General features: G+C 50.6%; 11 protein-coding genes. 1 reads left to right on the plus strand and 10 read right to left on the minus strand.

What is annotated here, in order from left to right:
* Window positions 1–45: 45 nt before the first annotated feature.
* The 6 genes from tsf to BUB73_RS08695 form a co-directional block, all read right to left on the minus strand.
* Window positions 46–942: a translation elongation factor Ts gene (gene tsf, locus BUB73_RS08670; RefSeq protein ID WP_073161107.1), complete on the minus strand. Its 897-nt coding sequence runs from the start codon at window positions 940–942 to the stop codon at window positions 46–48.
* A 2-nt stretch (window positions 943–944) separates the two neighbouring features.
* The gene (gene rpsB / locus BUB73_RS08675) at window positions 945–1679 is read right to left on the minus strand and encodes a 30S ribosomal protein S2 (RefSeq protein ID WP_073161108.1); all 735 of its coding nucleotides are present in this window, start codon (window positions 1677–1679) and stop codon (window positions 945–947) included.
* A 302-nt stretch (window positions 1680–1981) separates the two neighbouring features.
* Window positions 1982–2386: a 30S ribosomal protein S9 gene (gene rpsI, locus BUB73_RS08680; protein ID WP_073161109.1), complete on the minus strand. Its 405-nt coding sequence runs from the start codon at window positions 2384–2386 to the stop codon at window positions 1982–1984.
* A gap of 22 nt (window positions 2387–2408) precedes the next feature.
* On the minus strand, window positions 2409–2837 hold the full coding sequence (gene rplM / locus BUB73_RS08685; RefSeq protein WP_073161110.1) for a 50S ribosomal protein L13: 429 nt from the start codon (window positions 2835–2837) through the stop codon (window positions 2409–2411).
* 336 nt (window positions 2838–3173) lie between these two features.
* Window positions 3174–5102, minus strand: a complete 1929-nt coding sequence (locus tag BUB73_RS08690; RefSeq protein ID WP_073285055.1) for an endo-1,4-beta-xylanase — start codon at window positions 5100–5102, stop codon at window positions 3174–3176.
* 243 nt (window positions 5103–5345) lie between these two features.
* Complete coding sequence (locus tag BUB73_RS08695) at window positions 5346–7190, minus strand: cellulase family glycosylhydrolase (protein ID WP_073285056.1); 1845 nt, start codon at window positions 7188–7190, stop codon at window positions 5346–5348.
* A gap of 272 nt (window positions 7191–7462) precedes the next feature.
* On the opposite strand from BUB73_RS08695, the gene BUB73_RS08700 reads away from it, so the two are divergent.
* Window positions 7463–9001 (plus strand): PHB depolymerase family esterase, encoded by a 1539-nt coding sequence (locus BUB73_RS08700; RefSeq protein WP_083539706.1) that lies wholly within the window; start codon window positions 7463–7465, stop codon window positions 8999–9001.
* 152 nt (window positions 9002–9153) lie between these two features.
* Here BUB73_RS08700 and BUB73_RS08705 read toward each other — a convergent pair whose 3' ends face one another.
* From BUB73_RS08705 to BUB73_RS08720, 4 genes are all read right to left on the minus strand, one after another.
* Window positions 9154–12153 carry a glycosyl hydrolase family 95 catalytic domain-containing protein gene (locus tag BUB73_RS08705; protein ID WP_073161113.1) on the minus strand — a complete coding sequence of 1000 codons (3000 nt, stop codon included), beginning with the start codon at window positions 12151–12153 and terminating at the stop codon, window positions 9154–9156.
* A gap of 173 nt (window positions 12154–12326) precedes the next feature.
* The gene (locus BUB73_RS08710; protein WP_073285058.1) at window positions 12327–16226 is read right to left on the minus strand and encodes a beta-galactosidase, LacZ type; all 3900 of its coding nucleotides are present in this window, start codon (window positions 16224–16226) and stop codon (window positions 12327–12329) included.
* A 178-nt stretch (window positions 16227–16404) separates the two neighbouring features.
* The gene (locus tag BUB73_RS08715; RefSeq protein WP_073161115.1) at window positions 16405–18564 is read right to left on the minus strand and encodes a carbohydrate-binding protein; all 2160 of its coding nucleotides are present in this window, start codon (window positions 18562–18564) and stop codon (window positions 16405–16407) included.
* A 125-nt stretch (window positions 18565–18689) separates the two neighbouring features.
* Window positions 18690–21305 (minus strand): carbohydrate-binding protein, encoded by a 2616-nt coding sequence (locus tag BUB73_RS08720; RefSeq protein ID WP_073285060.1) that lies wholly within the window; start codon window positions 21303–21305, stop codon window positions 18690–18692.
* Between the last annotated feature and the right edge of the window lie 158 nt (window positions 21306–21463).

Raw genomic sequence — 21463 nt, forward strand, 5'->3', positions numbered from 1 at the left:
ATTTCGCAAGATCCCTCGACTACGCTCGGGATGACAAAAAGCGAATTAGTTACCGCGTTCGAAGCGGATGAAGTTTACGACCTTCAGGGAAGAGAGGCCAAGCTGCTTTGCAACGACTTCCTGGAGGTAGTCCTTGACATTGAGCTTCTTGGGGTTCTTTTCAGACATGAAGAATTCCTGGTCTTCGAGAACGATTTCCTTGAGGACCTTAGCAACGCGGCCTTCAAGCTGACGTTCAACGAATTCCGGCTTGGTAGCCTTACCAGTTGCCTGAGCCTGAGCTTCGATCTGGGCGCGAGCGATTTCGCGTTCCTTTTCGATAGTTTCAGCAGGAACTGCAGCGTCGTTCAATGCAACCGGAGCGAAAGCAGCGGCCTGCATAGCGATGTCCTTAGCAGCAGCCTTGAGAGCGGCTTCGTCGGCAGAGCCTTCATAAGCGAGTTCGGTAATAACGCCGATCTTGCCCTTCATGTGGCTGTAGACACCGAAGACGGAGTTTGCAGACTTCTTGATTTCTGCGAACTTGCGGAAGTCGATGTTTTCCTGGATCTTAACGAGAACGTCCTGGAGGATGTCGTTCACCTTCTTGCCATCGACGACAGCGTTCTTCAGGTCTTCCACAGAGGAGATAGCCTGAGTTTCGACAGCCTTGACAGCGAGGTTAGCGAGAGCAACGAAGTCGTCGTTGTTAGAAACCGGTTCGGTTTCGCAAGACAGTTCGAATGCAGCAGCCTTGTCAGCAGTTTCGATGAGGTAGATGCGGCCTTCCTTGGCAGCCTTGTCTGCGCGCTTTGCAGCAACAGCAGCACCCTGCTTACGGAGGAGTTCAACAGCCTTGTCCAGATCGCCGTCAGTTTCGGTGAGGGCCTTCTTGCACTGCATCATGCCCACGCCAGTCTTCTGGCGGAGTTCGTTAACGAGAGAGGCGGTAATAGTTGCCATGATTACTTGTCCTCACCGTTGTCAAACTTCTTAGCTTCTTCCTTGTCCTTCTTATCGACAGAACGCTTTGCAACGTTAGCAGCGATGTAGTCAACGATGAGCTTGATGGACTTCACTGCGTCGTCGTTTGCCGGAATCGGGAAGTCGACGAGAGTCGGGTCAACGTTGGTATCGCAAATGCCGATGATAGGAATGTGAAGACGGCGAGCTTCTGCAACGGCGATCTTTTCGTGAGCGAGGTCGGTCACGACCATGAGGCCAGGAAGGTTCACCATTTCGCGGATGCCACCGAAGACGTCCAGGAGCTTAGCGCGTTCGCGGGTCTTGTCCAGAACTTCCTTCTTGGAAAGAACCTGGAAAGTACCATCCTGTTCCATGGTGTCGATCTTGTCGATCTTCTTGATGGACTTACGAACGGTCTGGAAGTTGGTCAGCATACCACCGAGCCAGCGGTTGGTAACGGAGAACTGGTTGCAGGAACCAGCAGCATCCAGCACGCACTGACGAGCAGTCGGCTTGGTACCAACGAAGAGCACGGTCTTGCCAGATTCAGAAATCTTCTTAGCAGCTGCAGCAGCGGCTTCGAGGAGGTCGCGGGTCTTGGACAGGTTGAGAACGTAGATGCCGTTCTTTTCAGCCAAGATGTAGGGCTTCATCTTCGGATTCCAACGCTGAGTCTGGTGGCCAAAGTGGGAACCTGCAGCGAGCAGGTCTTCAACAGAAGGCAGATTTGCCATAGTAGTATTCCTTTTTTCGGTTATTTCTACCCGGTCGGTAATTAAGCCGCAAAGTACCTTGGTACCACCGAAGCGGCTCTTACGAGACCAGTGATTGTTTATTTCCCCAGGCGTAATTGCCCGAGTGGGCGTAAAGATAGCAAAAAAAGGGGAAAGATTAAAGGTTAGAGGTTAAAGAGGAAAGGCTAAAAGGGTAGAAAATAGGGGCGATTTTCATTTTCCCATGAGGAAAAAAAGAAAGCCCCCGCCGAGCGGGAGCTTCCTGAAATTGCCTTTGCAATTTCCAAGCAAAATCGTAACGATTAGCGCTTGGAGAACTGGAAGTGCTTACGAGCCTTCTTGCGGCCGAACTTCTTACGTTCAACAGCACGAGAGTCGCGAGTCATGAGGCCTTCCTTCTTGAGGGCAGGCTTGCATTCTGCGTCGTTAGCAACCAGTGCGCGGGAGATGCCGAGACGGACAGCGCCCATCTGGCCAGCGATGCCACCGCCACGAGCGGTAACTTCGACGTCCCATTCTTCAGCGTTGCCGAGGATGGCGAACGGAAGATTTGCAATCATGTTCTGCACTTCAGAATGGAAGTAATCCTTAAAATCACGACCATTGATGGTGCGCTTGCCGGTACCCGGCTTCAAAATCACAGCGGCGATAGCGTTCTTGCGACGGCCAGTGCCGCGGTAGATCTTCTTATTCTTTGCGGTAGCGATAGAGGTATCCTCCGTTCTAAAATTACAAGTCTACGACTTCGGGATTCTGTGCAGCGTGCGGATGTTCGGCGCCAGCATAGATTTTGAGTTTCTTGATCATCTTGTGACCGAGAGCGCTGTGCGGCAGCATGCCCCAAATGGCAGCTTCCAGCGGAGCGGTCGGGTGCTTAGCCTGGAGATCGGCAAAGTTGATCCAACGTTCACCAGCGATGTGACCGGTGTGGTGGAAGTATTCCTTCTTCAGGTTCTTGTTGCCAGTAACTGCAACCTTTTCAGCGTTGATCACAACCACGAAGTCGCCAGTGTCGACGTTCGGGGAGAAGATGGCCTTATGCTTACCCATGAGGAGGCGAGCAACTTCGCTTGCTACGCGGCCCATCGGCTTTTCGGCGGCGTCCACAAGCTTCCACTTGCGTTCGACGTTCTTCGGGTTTACCGTAATGGTCTTCATGTAAATCCTTTGTGTTTTTCGTTAATGTTCCGAAACAGCTCCGTCCCGGACAATGCGAGGCAAAATTTAGAAGAAAATCGAGACTGTTTCAAGGTAAAAAAGTTGCATTTTTTGAAAAAAGTCCGTAGTTTAAAGGATTTTTACTCTATCAATTATATCAATCCTTATAATTAATATATAAAATTTGATGATTTTTATAGCGATCTGTTTGTATAAAGTGATGAATCCACTTCTGCAAGCTCAGAGATCTTAAAAAAAGGAACCCCATGACATACGCCACGGGGCCCTTTGTTTGGTGTTTTGGATTAGGATTCTTGAGGACCGAAGTCCCAAACTTTACTGAGCGATGGTGAAGGAAGTCATCTGCTTGGTATCCTTGTTGCGGATATAGTAGACACCCTTTGCAAACTTGACATCGCTTTCCTTGACGGTATTGATTGCCTGGTCAAAGCTGTAGGCATTGAGACGGCCCATGAAGGAACCCTGCATATCGAATACGTCGAACTTCTGGAGGGTTTCAAATTCCATCTTGAGGTTCTGCACGAAGCTTTCCTTGTCGCCAACTTCAGGAGTCTTAGAATCACTAGAGGCAGGAGCTTCTACAGCAGAGGAAGAAATCGGTTCCGGGTCAGTTGCGTCGGCGCCAGCAACGAAGGTCATATAGTCAAAGTCTACGTAGCCTTCAACGATGGTGAAGCGAACGATCTGCTTGCCAGCCTTCTTGAAATTCACATTGACAGCATTCTTTGCAAAGCTATTGTAGTCATCTTCATTGGCACCTGCAGCGACCTTGATGGTTTCGGTAAGGTCAGAGAAAGTACCATCGGAATTCTTGACAGAAAGCTTGTAGCTGCCGCCGTTACCAGAAGAAGCTGCAACGAACAGGGAATATGTACCAACTTCGACAACGTCCACGGTGTATTCCAGCCATTCGTCAGTTGCGCCCCAACCGATTACGTAGCCAGAGCCAGAAGTCTTGATATCAACGGAAGCATCCTTACGATAATTCGACTTGCAGTCGGAAGCCAGTGCAGGATTGTTTTCTGCGCAGGCGTTGTTGCCGCTGTCGGTATCGTAGTAGGAATCATTGCCTGCGCCAATACCCGGTTCATCAAAGTTTTCAGCTTCGATCTTGCCAGGAATGGTTGCAGCCTTGCCGCCAAACGGAGTCTGCGGTTCCGGTTCTGCCACAAGACCTGTTGCAAGGCCAGTGGTGTTCACGCCCTTGTTGGACTTCAAGTAGTTTCTCATCCAGGTCATGGCCTTACGATCCTGGCCGTTCTTGATCAAGCCGGAACAACCGCTTGCCTGACCGTTACAGTCGAGCCATGTACGACCATAGATGTAACCCCAGATGGTGATGCCTGCGACATTGGGATCTTCCATCCAGTATGCAAACTGTTCCTTATAGCACTGTTCCTGGATGTTGTCATCGGTAGAAGGAACGTCGTATTCAGAAATGAGAATCGGGAAGTTGTTTGTCTTGCTATGGATTTTTTCCATAGTGGACTTAAAGGTGTTGTAGTTGAGGCAGTTGCCACCACCACCGGTGCCGTTGTAGCCACCACCAGTGCTCATCAAGTCATGAGCCTGAAGGCCGTATGCGTCAACAGGTGCGCCATTCTTACGGATGGTATTGATCAGGTCAATGCCCTGGTCCACATTCCACTGGATGGTGTTATAGTCGTTATAGATCAGGATTGCCTTGGGCCAGCGTTCGCGAGCCATCTTGAAAGCGGTAGTCAAGAACTGGTAATCGCCGTTGTTGTCGCCACCCAGAGCCTGAATAATCTTGGTCTTGGTATAGTTGGAATGGTACTGGCCGTTACCGGTACGGATAGCTTCGTTGGCAACATCGATCATTTCGATATCGGGGTAATGAGCCTTGACAGCATCGAACCATGCGGTAATAGCTTTCTTGGTATCGTCAACACTCAGGGATTCGAGCCAACTGGGATACTGGGACCCCCAGAGAAGAGCGTGGAACTTGAAGTGGCCACCGTTATTCTTTGCCCAATCGTAGGCGGCGTCGCAGCCAGCCCAGTTGTAGCGGCCGCGGGTACCTTCGATGGAGCCCCACTTACAGCCGTTTTCAGCAGTGGCCTGGTTCCAGAGCTTAGTAAATTCGTCGTTAGCGCCGGGAGCGGTGTTAGACTGGGTAATGTTACCCACGAACTTTGCAGCGCCATCGGCAATACCCGGGCCTGCATAGGAGATCGATGCAGCGGTAAGACCGGCGGCAACGAGAGAGAAAATTTTATTCATAATCCACATCCTATATTGTCAGAGGTTAATCCCCCCGATGCCCATAAAACTATATCGTCCAGGATGGAACATTCCACCCCGAAAATCAAATGCCATGGACATTTTATCCATGGCGAAATTCGCTCAAAAACGCCGTTTTTCGTGTAAAAAGGGGGCTAAAGTGTGTAAAAAGCCAACAAAAAAAACGGCCCCTTGTCAACAAGGGGTCGCCTCAATAGGATTGTGAACAGAGGGTAGGACCAGCTACCTGGTAATACGAACCGTCCGGGAAACGTTAGACTTTACTGCACGAACGTGGAAAATGCCGTTCGCCTTGATAGTCTTGCTGTTCTTTACGATAGACACGGCCTCACCGATGGAGTAGGCGCTGAGGCGGCCAACGAAAACGCCCTGCATGTCGAATACATCGTAATCGGCACGGACCTTTTTCATCGCCGGTCTAGCAAGCACGGCATCGACGCCATCCGCCTTGAAATTGAAGTAGTCGATGTTCACGTAGTCGCCGGTAATTTCCAGCTTGAACACATGCTTGCCTGCAGAAACCTTGCCGATTTTCACAGCGACGTCAACGTAGTTACTCCAGTCGCCCTCGCCGGTCTGTTCCATCTTCACTTCATCACCGACTTTCTTGTCGTCGATGTAGAGCTGGAAAGCGGAGGTGGCGTTACCGGAAGAAGCGTTTACAACCACTTCATAGTCGCCTTCAGCAAAGTCCAGGGTGTATTCCAGGTATTCACCGGCCTGGGTCATGCCAAGAACAACGCCGGTACCTTCGTCGTAAAGGTCTACAGAGGGGGCGTCATTGCTACGGTAGGTGGACTTGCCTGCGTTTTCGGAAGACTTGTCTGAGTAGGAAGCGTTGCTTGCGCCAGTCTCCGGATCCTTGCCCTTGCCGGAAATGTCGAAGTCTTCCACTTCCACCTTGCCAGGCACGGTCATGGCAACTTCATGGAACGGCTGCTGGGCCACGGGGTCCACAGGCACTCCGCCACCCATTCCGGTGGTGTTCTGGCCCTTGTCCAGATTTGCGGCAAAGTATTCCTTGAGCCACTTCATGGATGCACGATCCGATCCGTCGGAATTCATGATACCAGTATTCTGACGCCAGGTAGAACCATTGATGTAACCCCAGATGGTAATGCCGGCAATCCATTCGGTTTCCCACAGGAAAGGAATCTGGTTTGCAATAATGTTTTTCTGTTTGTTATCATCAGCCTCACCGATGTCATATTCGGTGATGAACAGAGGAATCTTAACACCATTGTAAACTTCGGTCAGAACGTTCTTGAAGCTTTCTGCATCGGGGAAGTCGCCGGCATCGTGAGCCTGCTGACCATAGGCATCTACAGGAGCACCATTCTTAAGAATGGTCTGCACCAGTTCAATACCTTCATCCTTCTGCCAATGCAAGGTGTTGTAGTCATTGTAAATCAGAACAGCCTTGGGCCAACGTTCACGGGCCATCTTGAAGGCCGTTGTAATGAAGTTATACTGATGCTTGCCATTGACAACATCATCACCACCAAGAGCTTCGATAATATAGGAGCCACCGCAAGCAGCATCGTCGGTGCTGACGCCTTCGGCGCCCGTAGCAGGGAGCTTATAGCCGGAATGATAATTGTTACCAGACCAAATAGCTTCGTTCACCACATCGATATATTCCAGGTCCGGGAACTTGGCAGCAACAGCATCGAACCATTCAGTGATGTACTGCTTGGTCTTTTCTACGGTGATGCTGGAGTTCTTGGCCTTGCAAAGGAAGCTGGGATACTGGGAACCCCAAACCAGGGCATGGAACTTGAAGAAACGTTCACCCGGTTTTTCCTTGGCCCAATTATAGGCTCCTTCACACTTGTCGTAGTTATCCCACGCAAACTGACTTTTCCCTTGTGCGTCAAGAGAATGGATAGAGCCCCACTTACAGCCGTTTTCAGCCGTAATCTGATTCCAGTAGGTACCCATGTCACTGCGAATTTCGCCTTTAGTGGTGATATTGCCAAGAAACTTGGCACCGCCATCGGCAAGGGCTGCATGGGAAATGGTAGCTGCCGCAAGGCCAGCAATTGCAATAGTGATGTACTTTTTCATAAACCAAATCCTTTTCTTTTTTCTATTAAACTACCTAGTCCTGACGTAAAAACACATTCAAAAAAAATAGGCAGCGTGGACGAATAGTCCACATTTAAGCGAAAAAAAACATTTCGGGAACTTTTACACCAAAAACCTGTTGTTAAAACATACAACGAATTCACCCGACTCCCCCATAATGTTGTTGCTTTTTACTATTCCACATCGTATTATTGTATACTGGGAGAGAAAGTTCCTTTTTTTGGGGAGATCTCCCTTATCAAGGAGTAGCTATGCATATCCACAAGATGGATTTAGGCAGTGTAGCCCGAAAGGGCGCACTGGGTTTGTTTTTTAGCTCTCTGGCAAGCATGGCCTTTGCCTGGAGCATTGACGGTTACGTCGTCAACGAAAGCGAAGCACGTCTGCCGGGGGTATCAATATCCTCCTTTAACGTGGCAGGGGTGTCCGCAGTCACCAACGCGGAAGGGGAATTCAGACTTTCCAGCGACGGGCAGACGGGAATTGCGGACTTCGGCCTCAAGGAGGCCAAGCTTGCCGTGCGTTATCAGGGTTCTGTACTGAATATCTCAAACAAAAGTGGCACAAATTTCAAGGTTTCCCTAATGGACGCCCTGGGAAAGATGGCCTTCCAGCAGGAATTTAACGCCCCGAACGCCCAAATAGACCTGCAGAAGTTCTCCAACCAGAAAATGATGATCCTAAAGGTTTCCTCCAATGGAACCAGCAGCAATTATGTGCTGAACAAGGATGGCGCAAGGCAGGTTCTGAAAAAGGACGGCGAAACCTTGCCTACCCTTACCTTTACCTTGGACGGATACGGCCTGACTTATCACGAAATGACATCGGATGAAGAAACCGGCGTGAAGATCGTACTGAAAAAGGCGGGCCCCATCCCCACCTCCAGCGCCGGGGTTGTCCCGCCTGCTTCCAGCTCCAGCAATGTTACCCCGGTCGTATCGTCAAGCAGCGCCGCTGTAGACGTGAAGCCCTCCAAGGTGCTCGCCCCGGGAAATTACGACAGGACGATCGGTTCACGCAAATACATTATTCACGTTCCCAGCACTTACAAGGGCGACAAGCCGGTTCCCTTGATTGTGGACTACCACCCCATTGGCGGAAACGCAGACCAGTGGGCAGGAAGCAAGACTTATGAAAGCGAAACCCAGGCAGACCAGGTAATCATCATCTACCCCGACGGTGAAGCAAGCGCCGGCGGATTCATGGGACATGCCTGGAACGTCGGCCCCTGCTGCAACGATGCAGACGATGTCACCTTCAGCCGCAAGTTTATTGAGGAAGCCAAGAAGGAAGTCTATATCGACTCCAAGCGCATTTACGCCGTGGGCTTCTCCATGGGCGGCGGCATGTCCAACTATGCAGCCTGCAAGATGGCCGATATTTACGCCGCAGTGGCCCCCGCCTCCATGGACCTTTCCGAAGAAGTCGTCAAGAACGGCATGAACGGAGGTTGCAAGCCTAGCCGTCCCATTCCCGTGCTGAACTTCCGCGGAACAAGAGACAATGTCGTAAGCTACAATGGCGGCTACTCCAGCGTAGTACCGGGCAAGCCCATCACCTTCCTTGGCGCCGAAAACAACTTTAAGGAATGGGCCTCCATGAACCAGTGCACCGGTTCCCCAAAGGGCTCCACTCCCGAAAACGGCTGCCAGATGTACGAGAACTGCGCCAGTGGCGTAAAGGTGGGACTCTGTATAGACAAGCTAGGAGGAACCTGCACTGGCAACGGTCACGAAGCAGGCTGCGCCCGCATCGGCTGGGCCTTCCTGAAGCAATTCACCATGCCGTAACTAGAGCATCGGCCGTAACCAGCCCTAGTCGGCCTTAGGTACGGCGCGAAGCGCAATAAAAGGTGCATTTAAAAATTCCCAGGTCCTTGACCTGGGAATTTTCTTTTCGACATTATTTTTCCTGCTTTTCCAACCGATTACGGAATTGGCGTTTAAAAGGCGGAAAGGCGAAGGACTTTCTGGCGGGACCCGCAGCGGACAATGGCGACATAATTTCCCTGTGCCAGGGCCTCGCTCACACCGAATTCCACCAGGTTGGAGGAACCGCCAATGCCGCGGGAGATTCCCACCTGACGGCCATCCACATCCAGGAGGCGCACGGTGTAGCTTTCGCCAGCAGGGGCCTTTACCATGAGAGCAATAGAGGCGTTGGACATAGGCACGCGGGACACTTCCAGGGAGTTGAAGCGCTGGGAGGCAACGGTGCCGATAGCGGTGGGATCGCCTTCCAGGGAGAACTTATCCACGTTCATGAGGAAGCCTTCGCCGTTGTAGGTAAAGCGCAAAGTCTGTTCGCCGGCAGGGAGTTCGATAGAAGTGGATTCTTCGTACCAATCATTCCACCCGCTAGTCTTTGCAGGATCAACGGTAATAACACCCAGCTTCTTGCCAGCCTCGTCGGTCACCGTAATGGTGCTTTCGTCTTCGGAACCGGAAGCCACGCGGACCTTCAAAGTGTAGGTTCCAGCAACAGGGGCCTTGACGAAGTATTCGGACCAGTCGCCGTCTTCGATCCAGCCGATATTGGGTTCGCCGGATTCATCGGGTTCAATAACCACACCGTCCATAGCCACGTAATCTTCCGCTTCGATGGTCGCGGGAATGGCCACGGCTTCGAAAGGTTCGTTGGTCAGTTTCAAGTTACCGTCGAATTCGTACTTGCCGCCCGCCATGGTGGTGGTGCTGGCGATATTGCCGTTATATTCGATGGTCAGATTATCCTTGTTGGTGGAGCTAAGGCCAAGATAAGTCAACTTGCCGTTATTCCAGGCCAGGGAATCCACAGTGATTCCGCCGCGGGCCTTGAGACCTGCGATGCTGCCGCTAGACCACTTGGAAGGAAGTGCGGGCAGAACGCGAATCTTGCCGCCCTGACTCTGGATGAACATTTCGTTAATGCCGGAAACGGCACCGAAGTTACCATCAATCTGGAAAGGCGGATGTGCGTCAAAAAGGTTATTGTAGGTACGGTCCGGTGTAAGGAGGTTGCGGACCAGCTTGTAGGCATGATCGCCATCCTGCAAACGAGCCCACAAGTTAATCTTCCAGGCCAGAGACCAGCCGGTGGCATTGTCGCCGCGCTGGGTCAAAGTAGTCTTTGCAGCTTCCGCTTCTTCCTTGGTGCCGTCTACAGAAATCTGGGCACTGGGGAAAAGGCCGTAAAGGTGAGAAACATGGCGGTGATCGCTCTTAGGATCATCCCAATCTTCAAACCATTCCATAAGCTGGCCATACTTACCGATCTGATTAGGCGGAAGCTTCTTCACGGCCGCTTCAAAATCGGCGCGAAGATCTGCGTCAACGCCCAAAATCTTGGAAGCTTCGATGGCATTGTTGAAGGCATCGCGGGCGATCTGAATATCCATGGTAGGGCCAAAGCAGACATTGTAACCACCGTGTGTATTTTCGGGAGAATCGCTAGGTGCGGTTACCAGATACTTATGGCCACTCTTCGGTTCTTCAACCATAGTGGTGAGGTAGAATTCTGCGGCGCCCTTCATAGTTTCGTAGGCGTCCTTCAGGAACTGCTTATCACCGGTATAGAGGTAATGTTCCCACAGGTGGGTGCTAAGCCAGCCTGCGCCAGAAGGCCATACGCCCCAGGAGCCATCTACGGGACCGGTACGGTTCCAGAGGTCAGTATTATGATGGACAACCCAGCCGCGGTCCGTTCCCCAGATTTCCTTGGCGCTCTTGGAGCCCTGAGTGACGAGAGCCTTGATTTTGTCGAACAGAGGTACACCGCATTCCTGAAGGTTGGCGGATTCAACCATCCAGTAGTTCATTTCAAGGTTGATGTTGGTGGTGTACTTGGAACCCCACATAGGAGAAGTATCCTTGTTCCAGATGCCCTGAAGGTTTGCGGGCTGGCCGCCCTTACGGGAGCTGGAAATCATGAGGTAACGACCAAACTGGTAGTAAAGTTCCACAAAGGAAGGGTCATCGGTAGTGTTGAAAGCCTTGACGCGGCTGGTAGTAATATCACCTGCGTTAGAAGCGGCAGCGCCCAAGTTCAGACGCACACGATTGTACAATTCCTGATAGTCCTTAAGATGAGCGGAACGCAGCTGATCGTAGGTCTTGGCGCTAGCAGCCTTGATGGTGGCCTCGGCGCGGGCAGCGGGGTCTGCGGTCACATTATCGAAAGAAACGAAATTCGTACCCGTATTCAAAATGATGGTTGCGGAATTTGCACCGGAAACGTTGACGGTTCCATTGCCTGCAGAAACGGTACCGCCATCAGTCTGCACCACAAAGCGGGTCTGGAACTTGATGGAGTTGACGGTCGCATCCATGGTGAGGGTGTTGGAGCCCACATTCTTCACACTATTATTTTTGTGAGGCGTAGTTAGACCTGCACTAAAACCAACCCTACCCTTTTCGCTTGCGGTCAGGCGGACCACAATCACATTGTCGGGATAGCTGGCAAAATATTCACGGGTGTACTTTACGCCGCCTGCCGTATAGGTAGTCTTTGCCGTTGCGGTCTCAAGATCCAGTTCACGACGATAGTCAGAAGCGGTGTGGCCAGTATTGATCACCAAATCACCAACAGGCTGGAATGCAGCAATGTCATAGGTGGCAAAACTGCCAGTTACATCTTCAGCAGTCTTGTAGTCGCCAGAGAAAAGGGCGTTACGGATCTGACCCAGTTTGCTTGCAGAGCCACTCTTATTGTTGCTGCCGGGACCGCTATTCCATACGGTACCTTCATTCAGTCCGATGATATCCTTGCCGGCTCCGCCATAGACCATGCCGCCCATGTAGCCGTTACCAATGGGGAGCGCATCGGTGAACACATCGCCGGCATCACGGTTGTACCAAAGAACGTGAGAGGTTTCGGGCGCAGCATTTGCAGATGCCACGAACATCGGTGAGGAAAGAGCTGCAAGACTCAAACCCAAACCAAACAACAAATTTTTAGAAAACATATGGACCTCTTTCCCTTTAATTTTTCTCTGTAAAAATATTCCTGTATGACGCATTTTACCCACGTCATTTACAAAGTCTCATGGATAGATTGTCAAAGCCCATTAACAACAAAAAGCACTTCGAAATTTCTCTCGAAGTGCTATGGGTGTGGCGTATACAGATTCCGCTAATTTTATTTCGTAATCTTGATCAACTGCTTTACGTTACCATCCGCACTGCGAATAATGTAGGCTCCGGGTTGCATGCCGCGAACCTGCAATTCCTCACGGACCTGGTTCAAGTCAGCCGCATTCACCTTCGTCAACATTCTGCCCTTGGCACTGAACACGTAGAAGTCCTGGGATTCTGCCACGTCCAACTTCAGCGGGTTGCGAATGGGCAGGCCTTCTTCAGTCGTATCAAAGCGGATCCAGTCAATGTTTGCGTAGGCGCCAGTAATTTCAACCTTGATCACATGCTTACCTGCGGATACCTTGCCAATCTTTCCATCGATAGTTCCGTAAGTATCCCAGTCATTGCCCTTGGGGACCTTGACCGTATCCGTTACAGCCTTACCGTCAACGTACAGCTTGAAGCCACTTCCTTCAAGGCCGCTAGCCACGTTAGCACGGAACAGATAATCATCTGCAGTCTTCACGTCTACGGTAAATTCCAGCCATTCGCCAGGCTGAGTATAGCCCACGGCATAACCAGTGCAGTTCGAGCCCTTCGCATCGCAACCGACACCAACAATATCCACTCCATCTTCGCGATAGAGGCCGCCTTCGTTTTCCATATCCACATCATGGAAGCTCAGGTCTTCACCACCCTTGTCGTAATTTTCCATCTGGATGGTGCAGGGGAAGACATGTTCAACGAATGCTTCCTGCTGAACCTCTCCGTACTCGATAGTCGGATACTTGGCGTTAATCACCTTGCTGGTTTCCAAGTTGGGGAAACCAACATTTGCCAACACGGTAGGATCTTCCATAAGACCGCGAACCGGAGAAATGCGGAACTTATGCTTGTAGGTATTCTTGGCACCAATCATGTAGGAACTGAGCGGCTTTGCGCCCCAGCTATTTGTGCCACCGAGGCCCATCTGCTGAAGGTCAACGCGGAGAGTGATTTCCTTATCGCGCTTAAGATCCCAGGGCAGCTTTACATCGGTCAGCTGTTCCGGAGTGTAATGCAAAGCATTGAATTCCATGCGGGGAGAACCCACAACCATAAGGCCCTTGCCCTGAGCGTTGGTGAGCATCATCCATTTTACATCGCTACGCTGACCGGTTTCGCCCACTTCCATGTAAGGCACAAAGAAATCGTCTACATTTGCAGAATAGATGCCGGCATAACTACCTTCACGACGGCCAACATAGTTTTCGCTGGGGCCGCGACCATACCACTGGACCTTTTCAAATCCACCCGGAATGGTGAAGAGGGTACCTACGTTAGGAATATCGGGCTGGGCGGCATCGGGAGTAAGGGTGTAGTCCACCAGGATATCGCCGCTACCGTAAATGGTGTAGCTCAAGGTCATGGTAGAATAGCCGGCGGAAATTCCCAGGTTAAAGTCAACGCGAGTTTCATTTTCGTCGACCTTGGTCACCTTGGAGCTGTTCACCTTGCGGGAGCTACCGGCCTTGCGCCAGACACCGCTAACCTTTTCCATATTGTAGCCCTTGTCGTTATCGGTAGGTGCACGCCAGAAGTTAGGCACACCACCTTGCCGAATCAATTCCAGGCCATTCAACTTGTAATTTTCAATGGTTGCATTATCCATATTGATGGTAACGGAAAAATCGCTGCCATCAATGGTTGTCTTGCCAGAACCTTCGGAAACTTTCTGCTTGGGCAGGCTAGAGTAATCCACCTGGGGAATATCACCCTGACCCAGCTGAACGGCAAACTGTTCATGAGCAATGCTGAAACCCGCATCAGCCCAGTCTTCCTTATTCTTCAACTGGAAATCAATATCCAGCATATATTCGGAACCGGCCTTCAATTCAGGCTTCTTGAAATTGATGGTCACTTCCTTCTTGGCCAAGGGAGCCACATCCAAGTCAGAGCCAGAAAGTTTACCGGTAGCGATTTCCTTGCCGTCTTCCTTCAAGGTCCAGACAGCGTTGGCGTAATCCTTCAGGTTCACGAAGTCAAAGCGGTTCTCGATTTCTACAAGTCCCTTTTCCAGAGTCTTGGCGTGAACCACTACGTTACGGTACTGGTGCTTGACTTCCCACATTTCAGGCTGCAGACTACGATCCGGGAAAACCAGGCCGTTGGCGCAGAAGTTGTCATCGTTAGGTTCATCACCCCAGAGACCGCCAAAGTTAAAGTACTTGGTTCCGTTGCGACGGAGGCCCTGGTCGATAAAGTCCCAGATGAATCCGCCGAATACGCGGGGATTATCATAGAAGGCCTTCACGTATTCCTTCAGTTCGCCTACGGAGTTACCCATGGCATGTTCGTATTCGCAAAGCATCCAGGGCTTGTTATTGTTATTGTAGGTGGCTGCAGTCCAGTCACTGCAATACATACAGCTATTCACGTCGGCGTGGTCGTTGTCGCCTTCGTAATGAACCGGGCGAGAAGCGTCAGCCTGATGGGCATATTCCTGCATGGTGCCGAAAACGTTACCCCAGCCGGCTTCGTTACCCAGGGACCAGATCAAGATAGAAGGATGGTTCTTGTCGCGCTGGATCATGGAGCTGATACGTTCCACGGAAGCGGCACGCCAGTTGTCATCGTTCTTGGGAACCTTATCGTTGGCACCATGAGTTTCCAGGTTAGTTTCGTCAATGACGTAGATGCCGTACTTGTCGCAAAGATCGTACATACGGGGGTCATTGGGATAATGAGACATACGGAGAGCATTGATATTGAACTGTTTCATCAGGAAGACATCCCTTTCCATCAGTTCATAGCTCATGGTATGACCATAATCCGGATCGATTTCGTGACGGTCCACACCGCGCAAGATCACCGGAGAATTATTCACATAGAAACGGGTAATGCCGTTGCCATCCTTCTTAAGTTCCACCTTGCGGAAACCGATGCGGTTACTTTCCACCTGCACGGTCTTGCCAGAGCCATCCTTAAGGGTCAACACAAAGGTATACAGGTTGGGAGTTTCAGAAGCCCACTTTTTGACAGAAGTAATGGTCTTGCTGAAGGAAACCTTTTCTTCTTTACCGGCGGCAACAGAAACAGTAGCCTTGTCGGTAGCCACAGCGGTACCGGCGGCATTATACACGCCCATTTCCAAAGTGTAGGAACCGGATGCAGAACCGCTAGTATTTCTTACCCAGACGCTTGCATCCAGGGTACCATCGCTGTAATTGCTAGCCAGGGACGCATTGACCTGGAAATCCTGAATGTGAGTCTTGGGAGTAGCATAGATATAGACATCGCGATGAATACCGGCCAGACGGATAAAGTCCTGGTCTTCCATCCAGGAGCCATCACACCAGCGGAACACCTGCACAGAAATATTGTTGGTACCGCTACGAAGTTTGTCTGTAATATCAAATTCGTGATCGGTGAAGGAGTTTTCGCTATAGCCCACGTACTTACCGTTCACCCAGACATAGTAGGCGGATTCCACGCCTTCGAAATGGAGACGGATACGCTTGCCGTCCCAAGCCTTGGGCACGGTAAAGTCACGACGGTAATGTCCAACGGGATTGAACTTGGTGGGAGCTTCGGGAGGGCTGATCCAGTCGTTCTTGCTCCAGGGATAAATTACATTACTGTAAATGGGATGATCGTAACCATACATCTGCCAGTTACCAGGAACCGGGATATCGTCCCACTTGGAAACATCGTAGGTATCGCCGTAGAATTCGTTGTTACGCTGAGCAGGTGCATTCACATGAAAGAACTTCCACGTGCCAGACAAGGTCTGATACCATTCAGAAGCACGACGGTCCATTTTCAGAGCTTCTTCCAAAGTGCTGTAAGGCATGGAAGTCACATGGGGTGTAAGAGTATTTACTCCGAACACCGTGGGCTTGCCATTCCATTCATTGTTAGGCTGAGCCATAACCGCTGCGGCAGAAGCCAATGCAGCACACAAAACCAATCCTTTTTTCATAAGGTCCTCGCTTTATTACCAACCAATAAAAAAATACCCCTTTTAAAGAGGTAGCGAAATATCTGTTGTGAAAATCTCATTGACAGATTGTCCAAAAGCGTCCATTATGGACAAAAAAAGTCCCAGTCCGAAGACTGAGACTTTCCCCAAAACTCCCTTTCGGAGTATCAAAAGATTTTTACTTCACCTGAACTTTCTGCATGGCATTAACGCCTACGCCACGGAGCAGGTATACACCGCGAACAAATCCTGCAGACTTCATTTCCTGCGAAATGGAAACAGCCTCGGTTGCAGACAATTCCACATTGCCAATCAGTTTGCCGTTCATGCTAAACACTTCATAAGAAGCCGGCTGAATTTTGACGAACTGAACACGAGATCCAATAGAGACTTCCTCATCATTAGATTCATTACCTATGGGAGAGCTGTCTTCAGCATCCTTGCCAGATTCAAAGTTGAAGTAGTCCACATCGAACCAGTCGCCGGTAGCGGTAAAGCGAAGAATATGCTTACCCGCAGTCAGCTTCACATTGGCCTTTGCCTTGGCGTATTCGCTGTAACTTCCTTCTTCCTTGGCGGCGGGAACTTCTACGTCAGAGGTAATATCTTCACCGTCAATAGAAAGCTTGAAGGTAGAGCCACCTGCAGATGCCACCGCAGCATACATGGTGTAATCACCATCCTTGGCCACATCCACGGTGTATTCCAGCCATTCGCCTTCCTGGATAAAGCCGATAGCGATACGGCCATCCTTCTTCTTGTAAATATCAACGCCAGTGCCATCACGGTAGTCGGAACATTCAGAAAGATCGTCTCCGGAGCAAGCATGGTTTTCAGCATCCTTGTCCATGTAGGAACTGTTACCGCGACCCACACCCGGCTTGTCGAAATTCTCGGCCTGGATCTTACCGGGAATTGCGAATGCAGCACCCAGATACGGTTCCTGAGGAACAGCGGTTGCAGAAGTTTCAAAGTACCAGTAGTCAAACTTGAAGTTGCCCGACTTAAATACGAAATACAAGTCTCCAATGCCTTCGGCACCGGTCACTTTAAAGGAGTTTTCCTGCCAATCGGTGCTTGCAGGAACCTCGATGGTAGACATCAGCGGACCAGTTGCAGAACCGGAGTGAAGTTCAATCACACCAGAGCCGCCCTTGGTGCAGACCACAATATCATCGGCACCCATGCTCATGTCCACAGAACGGACCTTAGTCCAGGAACCCGCATTCATATTGGTAAGGTAAACAGTCTTACCTTCGGTTTCAACATTCTTGATAATGGTATAACCACCGCTCTTATCTAGATTGATGCCTTCCATCCAAGCCTTGGTTTCGGCCTGTACCTTTTCGTACGGGTCCAGATTCTTGATAGGAGTCTTGACGCCTTCATCCGTCATGTGAATGGTAGGAATGGTACCATCAGCACCCCAGGTGAATTCCTCCACTGCAGAAGTACGGGAATAGCCACCTGCACCAGGAACACGGCGCTGATTATGATAGAAGAAGAAGCTACGGCCCTGGAAATCCACAATGCCGGAATGAACTGTAAATGCGGCACCCGATTCGCCGCTAGGCATAATAGTGCCCTTATACTGCCAGCCGCTAGTGGGCTTGTCACTCCAGGAATAGTCAATAGATTCAGGAACACCGCTTGCAGCGTAAATCATGTAATACTTGTTGCCGCGCTTATGGATCCACGGACCTTCGGTATACTTGCCGTTAAAGCTAGACATGTCGGTAAGTTTCACGTCGGTGGCACATTCGATCATGTTTTCCTTAAGAGGGCAATAATAAAGCTTGGGGTTACCCCAGTACAGATAAGCCTGGCCATCGTCATCAATCCATACAGTCGGATCAATGTAGTCCCAGTTGGGGCCAGCCAAGTGCTTACCATTCAAGGCATCCTTAAAGGGACCTTCCTTGGTGTCGGAAACAGCCACGTTAATGGCGCGGCCACCACGGGTTGATTCCACTGTAACGTAGTAGTAATACTTGTACTTGCCGCTGGCATCCTTACGACGGATTACCTGGGCAGCCCAGTCGCCATTCTTCTTGGCGCTGCCGTTAAAATCACCAGCTTCCAGAATCAGCGTACCCATATCGGTCCAGTTCACCATATCGGTGGTGCAGGAAACACGCCAGCCGTGCATGGTAAAGAAGGAACCACCTTCGTCGTTACCGGAATAGGAGCAAAGGGTATCGCCAAACACAACCGGAGCCGGGTCCGGGGAATAGTACGTCTGGATAATCGGATTATCAGCCATGGCAGAGGGCACTAGACCCAAGCCAAACAGGCCGAATGCGGCCGGAGCAATCCACTTCTTGAAACTCTTTTTCATACAATACCATACCCTTTTATGTTTTTTTATAAAAATATCTTTAGGAACCGCTAACCGACCAACAGAAAGAAGAAATCCCATTGACAAGTTGTCAATGGGATAACAATGTTTCATTCCTTAAAAAACTACTTCACTTTCATGCGGAAGGCGGATCCGTTGGGAGCCTTCACCATGTAGATGCCGGCATCATGAATCATGGCACGGGCGGCATTCTGAGCTTCGCGGGCGGAATTTGCATTCACGTAGCCCATGAGGCGGCCCTGAGCGGTATACACCTTGTAGGCACCAACGCTGTTCAAATCCAAGCTGATTCCGTAATTCACCGACTTGATACCCATGGCGTTCAGTTCTTCTTCGGTCAGAGCGAACTTGATCCAGTCCAGGTTGCCGTATGTACCGGTAATGGCCACACGGAGCACATGTTCACCCTTAGTCAGTTTCGCCGTCTTACCATCGATGGAATCGTAGGTCACCCAGTCTTCGCCCTGGGGGATCGCAATGGTATCGGTAATGGCCTTGCCATCCATGAACAGGCGGAAACTTGCCATATCCAGGCCGCTAGCCACATTGGCACGGAACAGGTATTCGCCATCCTCAGCCACGTTCACGGTGTATTCCAGCCATTCGCCAGGATTGGTGTAACCAATGGCATAGCCCTTGCAATCTTCGGTATTCAAGGTGTCGGAGCAGCCATAGCCCACAACGTCTACGCCATCTTCGCGGTATACGTTACCTTCGTTGATGAAATCCTTGTCGCTGAAGGAAACGCTCTGACCGCCTTCATCGTAGTTTTCGAGCTGGATTACGCCCGGGATAGCTGCGGCCACGCCACCGAAAGGAGCCTGGGGCACCGTATTGGAGAAATCAGGCAGCGGAATTTCCGTGATTTCCTTGATGTACTTGAAATCCTTTTCGATACCGGCATTGTCTGCAGTATTCTGGTTCCAGTAATTACCAGTCTGGTTAATTGTATTGGTTCCTGCCTGGTTCTGGCCTACACCACCCTGGGCATTCTTGAACACGTTTTCCTTGATGGTAAAGCCGCTGGTACCTTCATCCAGGTAGATGGGCACATTCCAGTAGTCAGCCCACTTGGAAGTGGTGTTATCGTGAATATAGTTGTACTGGATTTCACCACCAACACCCTGGTTAGACAAAGTGTAAATCGGACCTGCGTCGCAAAGCAGACGAGCGATATGGTGAATCTCGTTCCAGTTAATATGGTTATTGGTCATGGCCGTTTCTTTCTTGGTCCAGCCGAAACCAACGGAAATGCCGGAGTAGTTCGTATAGGAAATTTCGTTATGGACAATTTCCACAAAGCGGGGGTAACCAGCGCCAATACCAACAGCACCCTGATGTTCCGTAGTCACGTTATTGACCAAGTTGTTCTTGATGGTATCGCGGGTGCTGATTTCTTCCTTATCGGTAGGATTGTAGGCTTCGTGAATTTCGGTGAGGGAGTCCTGGGCAAACTTACCGATCATGATACCAGCAGCGCCAATATCGAAGAAGGCGTTGCCCTGGATCATATCGTCATTGGTACCGCTAACAAAATCAAGTGCCGTTGCGGCAATCTGGGAGAAAACGTTTCCCTGGACCTTGAAATGATGGGCATTTTCTACGCGGAATGCGGCATCCGGACGCCACAGCAGGAACTTATTGCTGTTCAAATTTTCCCAGTTTCCGCGACCCGGGTCAGCCAAGACATCGATATTGAAGTTTGCGGCCTGCAGATCCAGGAAGCCTTCATCGCTGGGGCGCAGGTAATTGGAATGGCCGAAGTACAGGCCTTCGAATGCCATATAGCCCACCTTGTTCTTGGTATCCTTACCCAGAACGTTAAACAGGGTATTGACACGGGGAGCCACAACAACTGCAGAGCCCATATTTTCGCCTTCGCGGGCCTTGTAGTAAAGCACATGTTCCTTTTCGTCCAGGAACCATTCACCCGGGGCGTCAATAAAATCGTAGGAGTTTTCGAGATAGAAAGCCTGCTGCTTGGGCGGATTGCTGGCAAAGGCGGTACCCAGCATAGGGTAGGCGCGGTGGAAGAGGCGGGTACGTTCCGGATCCTTGGGAATCAACTTGGAAGTACCACCGTTATTCTGAATCTTTTCCAGACGGAGGATATTTTCGGACCAGGCAATCATCAAGTGGATTTCCACATTGTCCGCATCCTTGATCATCTTTACATCGTCGGTAGAAACATCAAAAGCGCGGCCAGCGGAGTCCACCTTGGTCAGGCGCCTAAAATCATGGTCCATGTCGTTGACCATGTTGGGGTAGCAAGCGCGAACGGCCTTCTTGTTGTTCACATACAGCTGGCGGAAACGGCCATCTACGTTTTCTGCCTTCCAGATGTTATTCTTTTCGTCATGGATAGTCCAGCCGGTAATGGGCATACCACCGGTAATCAGGGGCTTTTCGCCATCGGCAGCCTTATAACGGACGTAATAGCCGTTCTGACCGCCATCAGCCTCGGTAAAGTTCACGGTGTTGGTCAGCTGGTAGGTACCTTCCCGGAGAATGACCTCGATATCGCCGGTCATGGAGCCGTTGATAGCACGAACCGCCTTCTGGGCAGCCGTAATCGTCTTAAAAGGGGCGTCCTTGGTACCCTTCGCGGCATCACTGCCATCGGGAGCCACATAAAAGGTAGCCTGAGTCGCAGCCTGAGCCAGGCCAAAGATAGATGCGCAAGCCAGAACTGCGCCACCAAAAACATGTTTAAAAGCCATACTTCCTCGCTTTTTCCGTTACCACACGGATATACCAACCACATCCTAAAAGATATTTCTATGCAGGGCAAAAAGAATTGCCCCTACAAAACATCCCATGGACAAGTTGTCAACACTCCAAGTCAGACGATTTACGCGTCAAAAACTAGACCAAAAAC

Source organism: Fibrobacter sp. UWH6 (assembly GCF_900142465.1).
Lineage (GTDB): Bacteria > Fibrobacterota > Fibrobacteria > Fibrobacterales > Fibrobacteraceae > Fibrobacter.